The organism is Marinococcus tarijensis, assembly GCF_054971385.1.
Genome location: NZ_JBQOJA010000054.1, coordinates 1 through 8,101, shown reverse-complemented (window position 1 = coordinate 8,101; position 8,101 = coordinate 1). Strand labels below are relative to the sequence as shown.

The 8,101-nt window shown below is 50.5% G+C and carries 7 protein-coding genes; all 7 read left to right on the top strand.

The window, feature by feature from the left end:
* Positions 1-721: 721 nt before the first annotated feature.
* Complete coding sequence (locus tag ACTTK7_RS16715; RefSeq protein WP_462869236.1) at positions 722-1,153, top strand: hypothetical protein; 432 nt, start codon at positions 722-724, stop codon at positions 1,151-1,153.
* 13 nt (positions 1,154-1,166) lie between these two features.
* Positions 1,167-1,388: a hypothetical protein gene (locus ACTTK7_RS16710; protein ID WP_462869235.1), complete on the top strand. Its 222-nt coding sequence runs from the start codon at positions 1,167-1,169 to the stop codon at positions 1,386-1,388.
* Between the two features lie 21 nt (positions 1,389-1,409).
* On the top strand, positions 1,410-1,682 hold the full coding sequence (locus ACTTK7_RS16705; RefSeq protein ID WP_462869233.1) for a hypothetical protein: 273 nt from the start codon (positions 1,410-1,412) through the stop codon (positions 1,680-1,682).
* 83 nt (positions 1,683-1,765) lie between these two features.
* Complete coding sequence (locus ACTTK7_RS16700; RefSeq protein ID WP_462869232.1) at positions 1,766-2,869, top strand: hypothetical protein; 1,104 nt, start codon at positions 1,766-1,768, stop codon at positions 2,867-2,869.
* A gap of 12 nt (positions 2,870-2,881) precedes the next feature.
* Positions 2,882-5,455, top strand: coding sequence for a VirD4-like conjugal transfer protein, CD1115 family (locus ACTTK7_RS16695; protein ID WP_462869231.1), 2,574 nt, complete (start codon positions 2,882-2,884; stop codon positions 5,453-5,455).
* A complete protein-coding gene (locus tag ACTTK7_RS16690; protein ID WP_462869230.1) occupies positions 5,424-5,627 on the top strand; it encodes a hypothetical protein in 204 nt (67 codons plus the stop codon). Before ACTTK7_RS16695 ends, ACTTK7_RS16690 begins: the two co-directional genes overlap by 32 nt.
* Positions 5,628-5,651: 24 nt before the next feature.
* Positions 5,652-8,101, top strand: a 2,450-nt coding sequence (locus ACTTK7_RS16685; RefSeq protein WP_462869229.1) for a pLS20_p028 family conjugation system transmembrane protein, incomplete at its 3' end; no start/stop codon positions are given.

Genomic DNA, 8,101 nt, shown 5'->3' with positions numbered 1-8,101 from the left:
ATATCATTCAAGGATGATCTCTTTCTTTGTTTGCGCATAGAAAAGGGGGGCTGTCCTATTTTTGGGACAGCCCCTTTCGTTTTTCCTTTTGATTAAAATAAATGTAGAAATGGAAAGAAAGGGTTTCAAAACAATAAATAAAAATAACCAAGATAATAATTTTTACGGATTTTCATATCGAGGTGAGGGAAATGAATCAAAAACAACAGAGAGTGTCCTCATGTGAATTGGCTTTTCGAGCCAAATTTATCCGCACATTCGATGGTGAATACTATGAACTAAAAGGCAGTATGGCAGTGGAACGAAAAGGAAAAGTTGCTCGATTAGCCGACATTTACTATCGAGTACGTTCTGCACAGAATCATGAACACTGTCAGATTGCTAAACGAAAGAAACCAACAGACGAGTTGGTGACGAACGCTTAGTTATTCCATACAAAATTACATACAGCGTGTCCTTTTGATTCCCGGCATGATCTCAAGGATATACGATGTTGATACAGGTTTGCGTGTTCTAGCCTAAAGCTCGCCGCTACCATGATAGCGTAAAATGCCGTTTTCTTTCTGGTTCTTCGTGCTATGCCTAAAACGTTGTGCATTGGGAAGCTACGGCTCCGGTCGTACGCAGGTTTCCATAGGGTTCACGCTTTCAGCCATAAAGCGTACGTCCCCGACACTGAACCAGAAGGAAGGGGTAGAATGCACAGGAAAGGATGGGTAGGATGCGAAAACAACGTCTTGGCCTTGTCGCCCTGTTTGGTTCCGTTCTCACGCTGTCGGCCTGTGGTGGGCCGTCCACGGAAGAAATCGAGGACTACGATCAGTTTAAGGAAACGATCAACGCCGATGATTTCACCGGGTTTGCGATGTATATTTACAGCCCGGACGTGGACGAATCCAAAGAAAACGTGTTCCAGGCGTTTGAGGACACCAGTGCCACACTCACCTATACGAACGGGTGGGAGTATGACCAAGCAACGAAAGACCGGGCCAATGATGACAGTCGAGACAGGAATTTAATTACACCTAGTGATGAAGTGGTGTATGTCGAGGATGGAGAAGTCTTGGAAGAGTTTGAGGTGGACGAGGATGACATCCAACGAGAAGAATACGAGGGCGAACTCCAATCCTTCGTGGAAAAATACTCCGGGTAAATGAGGTGTCTCCGTGGCAGGACGAAAAGAACAGAAACAAAAGAAAGACATTGCAAAAAAGATGATGGAAAAACAGAACGTCAATTACGAAGATTGGTTGCACGAACAGCACACCAAATACATTGACGATCACTTGCTGGATTTTGTCGGCTTGGATGATGAAGATACGACAAGTAAATCCCAAGCCAATGAAGCGACACAAACAAACACCGAAGAACCAACGGAACGATACTAAACCACCCAAAGGAGGGGTACGATGAAAGAATTAATGCTTCAATCGTTCACCATAGGGGCGGCCGGTGTAGACGGCCTTGTTTCGACCGGGGAAGATATTCTAAGCATGGCCCAAACGATGGGGCTGATTGCCGCTGCTATTGCGTTATGCGTGGGCGGCTATTACTTGATTCTCGGCGGCGACCGGGGCCGGCCAAAATCAGTCGGTTGGTTTATCGGCGCCGCTGTTGGCCTTGTCATTGTAATGGGCGCTTACGGGTTAGCTCAGGCCATTGATTCCAATATTTCCTTTTAACGTCATAATTTTAAAATACCTAGCATCGAAGCAAGAGCCGTTCTGCGGCTCTTTTTTTCGTGCTTTTTTTAGGAGGTCAGCACATGCTGTATGTCAATTTCACCAAAGGAACTCACAAAAAAATCCCCCGGCATCAACGGATTCCGTTTGATGAAGCCGTGAAACTCTCGCAGGAAGTCGAAATGGAGATGCGGGACCGGAACGAAACGATACCGGCCTATTTCTACGTGTTGGACGATGATCTGAACGAAGAAATGTACGAAGGGACGTTCACGTTCGGAAGCAAACAGGCGCCGAACCTGTTCATGCACATCAAGAAGAACCTGCCGAAGATTCGCACCAGCAAGGAAAAAGAACGGATGCGGCTCGGGTTTCTGGAAGATATGGAAGCATTGGTCGAAGAAGAATACAAATTCGAGGAAGAGATTCAACCGAACGAGAACGTGGATGCCAACTACGTGTCCCGGCTCAAACGGTGGCAACGCAAAACCGTGTACGGCGTGGCGGCGTTTTTCGTTCTCACGTCCATTGGCCTGTTTTCCTTCTTTGTCATTCAATTATCCTCCGTGAGTGCGGAAATGCAGGAAGTGACGAACACGAACGAAACACAGGAAGCCAAAGTCAGCACGTATCAAGATGCGCTCATGGGAGACAAACAGGAGTTACTGGATTACTACAAGGATAAGGACCCGGACGATCTCTCCACGCAGGAACGAAACATCTATGCGAGTTTTCTAGCCGACAAGGACCAGTTTAAGAAAATGAACAAGCTGTTCGACAACAAAGCCACGGCCGTGGAATTTGTTCGATTGAACAAAAATACCGACACGCTCCAAGCCTATCACGATGCGTTTCCAACGGACGAAGGGGCATTTGAACTGGCATATCAGAACGGCAATTACGACAAGGTGATGAACAACGATAACGTAGACATGACCAACCGCCGGAGTGAAATGCTGGCAAAAGCCCACCTGCATCAAGACGATGTGGAAGGAGCTGAACAGGTGTACCAGAACCACCAGACCGATGCCGTTCGGGAGACGATCGACACCTATCAAGAGCATCAGTCTACGATTGACGATCTGAACAGCCAGATCGAAGAACTGGACGAGGACGAGGATGCCGATAAGATCGAGGAACTGGAACAGGACAAAGAAGAAGCCCAACAGCAACGGGACGACCTTTAAAGGAGGGACAGCATGAAGATACTCAAAACAAAAAAAGCCCACGGCATTTTAGCGTTGCTCGGGGCGTTGGTCTTTTTTCTATTATCTAATACGCTGATTAATTTTTGTATCACGAACGTACGCAACCTGCTTCAAGGGCTTGGCAACCCGGACCCTCCCGGCGTATCGTTTGACTTCCTGGGGCTGTTATTTACCACGTCCGATATTCCGGCGCTTGGCTATCTGTTCATGGGCGTGGCAACGCTGATCGTAGGCGGTATTTTCTATTACAAACTAAGGAGTAATTTTAAAGATATTACCGAAGGGGATGCGAAAGGCTCTAGTCGCTTTACCACTTTGAAAGAAATTCAGCAGCAGTATAAAGCGATTCCCGAAAAAGCCACGGAAGAAGAACAGCGTTTCCCGGGCGAAGGCGGCGTTCCGGTTTCTCGGGAAGGCAAACAGATATACATTGATGATTCCAAAAGCAATAACTTATGGATAGGAACAACAAGAAGTGGTAAAGGCGAAATCGGTATGTTTCCGATGATCGACATCTACTCAAGGGCCGCAAAACAGGCTTCTATGGTTTTAAATGATCCAAAAGGTGAGCTTCTGGCGGCATCGAAAGAGACATTAAAAGCCCGTGGCTATCATGTGGAAGCCCTGAACTTGATTGAACCGGAAATCCGATCCATGAGTTTTCAGATCCTACGGATGGTGATTGATGCCTATGAGGAAGGCGATTTGGGGAAGGCCGAACAACATGCGAAGGCGATTGCTCACATGCTGTATTCAGACCCGGATGCGAAGGATAAATTCTGGCAGGATTCGGCCAGTTCCTTATGCACAGCGCTGATTTTAGGGCTGTGTGAAAAGAACCTGCCGGACCACCCGGAAAAAATCACGATGTACTCCGTGGCAAACACCCTCAACGAACTGGCAAGCCAACAGGAAACGGACGAGAAAGGCACGATGATTTCCGGCTTGGACCACTTTTTTGATAGTCTCCCACGCAATCACCCGGCGAAACTCCAGTACGCCACGGTGAAATTCGCGAGTGGGGCGGGCCAGACGGTCGCCGGGATTTTTGCCAATGCGTTTGATAAGTTGAGCATTTTCACCCTCACGCCGATTGCGAAAATGACTTCGCACCATTCGTTTGATATGCGAAAGGTCGGGTTTGGCAAGCACATCACGGGTTTTGCATCGGCGCAGGGCGAAGTCACGGCTACGTTCCCGGAGGGAACCGAACGCACCCGGGCGAACACGAACGGCCTGTTCAAGTTCAGTCATGACCGGGCATTAAAGGTAGGCGATGCCGTGACCTTTCACGATCATCAAACGGGGGCGGCCTTAACCGTGGCTGTGAACGAGATTAACGAAGAGACCGGAGCCGTAACGTACACGCACCAATTCACCCGCAAAGGAGCAAAATTGGCTACTATGACGCTCCGGGAATTTGAACACTTCACGAAACCGACGGCCGTCTTTCTCTTAACACCGGATGATGATACCTCCCTGCATGTGATTGCGTCCCTGTACGTCAAGCAGCTGTACACCGAACTGGCGAAAACCTCTTACTTCACGCCGGGGCGTAAGTGCATCCGGCAGGTGGTCTTTATTTTAGATGAATTTGGGAACATGCCGTCGATCTCGGACATGGGCAACATGATTACGGTTAGTCTCGGTCGCCGGATTCATTTTAATCTGGTCGTGCAGGACCTCTCGCAGATCAAGCACAAATACGACAAGGAAGCCGACAACATCATTGGCAACTGTGCCAACAAAATGTATCTGCTTTCGACCGACTACGAAACGAACGAAGAATTTTCCAAACTGCTGGGGGAAAAAACGATCAGCTCCAACAGCCGGTCCGGGAGTACGCTTAGTATCGATAAAAACAAGACCGAAGGAACGGACGGCCGCCGCCTGCTCGATGCGTCCGAACTCGGCCGATTACAACCGGGCGAAATGGTGGTGTACCGGGGCATCAAACGGGAGGACTTGAACCGGGAGAACGTGACGCCGTACCCGATTTACAACCACGGCAAGACCCGGATGAAATTCCGGTATGAATATTTGAGTGACCAATTTAATACCGACACCGACCTGGAGGACATTGATATTACCTGTGACCATGCGGGGCTTGATCTGACAAAGGTGATTTACCGATTCGAGGAAGAAACCACCGATCACGCTTCGGCCAATCACAAGGCATCGGAGCAAGACCAAGCCAACGAACAGCACTCGCCAACCGATCACAAGCAACAGCAATCGTCTGCCACGGCTAAGGACGATACCGCCGATCAAGGCCCGGTGGCACTGAACCAACAGGCCGTAGCTTTTGAAACCTTTATGGTGAAAAACGTATTGGATGACCAAAAGCTGATGGAGGTCATTGAAAATCAAACCGATACGCCGATTCAAGACCTCACGGTCGAACAATTGGAAAACTACTTGGCCGATTGGGAAGAAGAAGGTGTTCTTAAAGCAGGGATAATCAAAGGCGCTCGGGACTTAATTCAGAAGAAACGAAAGCATTATCAAACGGACCAAGAAGGGGAGAATGAACATGCCGAACCGATCTCTTCAACGACTGGCTGACGTCTTACACCATTTTGAAGATATGAAGGTGGGGGGCGAACTGATTATCCGGCTCACCGATGGGACGGTCAAAGTCAAAGAAAAAAACGATGGTTCCGGGAATGTGGACGTGCTCGTAGATGAGTACGATTATGCGATCAACACCAGTGTAAATGAGTTTTTGACCTGCTAGACCGGGCCGAAAGGAGGGAACGCCGTGAACGATGAACAAATACTGGAATACCTCGAACGATTTTCCGACGAATTAACGAAAGGCACGATCGTGATTGATTTTCTCCGTATCATGGCATGGATGTTCGTCAAAGGCATGGCGTGGATTGTCGATGCGTTCCAGAATATCACGGATTCGATGCTGGGGCTGAAACTCTTATACGACAATCCGCAGATCACGGAATTTGTAAACACGATGCAACCCGTGTTGGTCATTCTTATGGCAATCAACCTTATGTTTATTGGGTATTTGCTTATCTTGAAACAGGACGCCGTGAACCGTCCGGCGTTGGTGTCGAACATCTTCATGGCGCTGGCGATCATGACCATTTTGTCGGTCGGGATGAATCAGGCCAATGAATTTACGGACCAAGCCGTGGATGCGGTGAACTTTGAGAACGGCACAAGCACCTTAGCCGATGAAGCGATTACGAATAATATCACCGATGCGGCGCTCTATGACATCAATGAATGGGAAACCACGGAATTGGATGAAAGCAATAAGATCAATCCGTCCTACGCCCAAGACCTTACGATCAATGCGCCACTGAATGAAGATACGAAGATCAACAGTGAAGATGATTTATCGGATGACGGGCAAGATATTGTCTCGAAAAAAATCCAGACCCTGCCGGACGGTACACGGGAAGTCGTGGACCTTGAAGATGGCGGGTGGATTTCCAGTATTACGCAGGAATACTATTATCGCTATGAGGTCGATTGGGTCCCGTTGATTGCCACACTGACGGTCGTGGCGGCCGTCTTAGTGATCATTGGCGTCAAACTCGCCACGCTGTTTTTCAATCTGGCTTTTAACTATGTACTGGCTCCGCTCGTGGCGGCGTCCGACATGCACTCCGGGCAACGGATGAAACAGGTGGTCCAAAACATCATCAGCATCTTCATGGTGACGATCATGGTCTTTTTATCTCTAAAAATCTATATGATCGGGGCTGACATGCTGAACGACAGCACCGATGGTCTGGTGTACGTTCTCGGCATGATCGGGCTTAGTGTGGCCGTGTTAGACGGACCAAACATTGTCGAACGGCTCTTTGGCCTAGATGCCGGGTTGAAATCCAGCTGGGGCGCTCTGGCCGGAACGTATGCGGCCGCTAAAGGCGCAACCGGGGCAACCAAAGCCGGTGTGAGTGGTGTGAAAAACATCAGCGACAAAATGAGCAAAAACAAGGAAGAAGGCAACGGCGGCTCGGGCGGCTCCGGCTCGAACCAGAATAACGGCAACGGCCAAGATCGGGAGAACGTGTCGCAGGCCGCCGAAGGGCAATCCGGCTCGGGAGGAACCGGAAACGTGGCAAACATGGCCGACTACCGGGGCAACAAAACCGGAACGGACAGCCAGGGCAACGACACGGCCAACGAAAGCGTCACCGATCAAGGCGATCAAACGACAGCCAACGGCTCCGCATCGGCATCCGGTGCATCGGCGGCGTCCTCATCCAACGATACGAAGGAGAGCCAAGCATCATCCAACGATGCGAACAGCAATCAACGTTCCATTCCTTCTCTGCATGAAGAAATGGACGAAGAAGAAGGGCAAGCCACGGGAACGGAAGGCCGGACGAACGGCAGGGCCAACGGCCAAGCAAACAGCTCCAAAGGGGCATCTGCATCGAACCTTGAAGCCCAACAACGCATGAACAGCTCGGCGTCTGGAACGAACGGACAGGCGACTTCTTCTCCGGCTCCAACCGAAGCAACGGACACGGACGATAGTCCGGACACCGGGAACGCTCCGGCATCGGCCACGGCGAACGCCGATACGGGCGATACGGAAAGTGTGGAAAACATCAACGGCGCAAGCACCGGAACGGCCGGGACGCACCGGGAACGGATGGAACAGGAAACGGACGGCAACAGCACCCGGAACGTGGAACAGGACGTGCAAAGCGTTCATGGCCAACAGGAAGCATCCGGCGGCAACGTCCAGACGAACCACTCCGGGGCGGCTGGCGAATCAGCTTCTGCAGAAACACCGTCCACGGGCAATGCTCCGGCGTCTGCTAGTGCCAACGCTGAAACCGGAGACACGGCAAGCGTCCAGAACATGAAAGGCGAAAATACAGGCTCGGCCGGAACGCACCGGGAGCAGGTAACGGAAGAAATGGACGGAACCAACACCCAAAACGTGGAACAGGACGTGCAAACCGTTCAAGGGCAACAGCAAGCATCTGGCGGCAACGTCCAGACGAACCACTCCGGGGCGGCTGGCGAATCGGATTCTGCAGAAACACCTTCGGGCAACGCTCCGGCGTCGGCCAGTGCGAATACCTCCGGCCAAGACACGGCCAGTGTTCAGAACATGAAAGGCGAAACGTCCGGCTCGGCCGGAACGCATCGGGAACAGGTGACGCAGGAAGTGGATAACAATAGTACCCAAAACGTGGAACAGGACGTGCAAACCGTACAGGGCCA

Coding starts and splice junctions, on each gene's coding strand:
- ACTTK7_RS16715 (WP_462869236.1), top strand. CDS start 722: ATGCGAAAACAACGTCTTGGCCTTGTCGCCCTGTTTGGTTCCGTTCTC.
- ACTTK7_RS16705 (WP_462869233.1), top strand. CDS start 1,410: ATGAAAGAATTAATGCTTCAATCGTTCACCATAGGGGCGGCCGGTGTA.
- ACTTK7_RS16700 (WP_462869232.1), top strand. CDS start 1,766: ATGCTGTATGTCAATTTCACCAAAGGAACTCACAAAAAAATCCCCCGG.
- ACTTK7_RS16695 (WP_462869231.1), top strand. CDS start 2,882: ATGAAGATACTCAAAACAAAAAAAGCCCACGGCATTTTAGCGTTGCTC.
- ACTTK7_RS16690 (WP_462869230.1), top strand. CDS start 5,424: ATGCCGAACCGATCTCTTCAACGACTGGCTGACGTCTTACACCATTTT.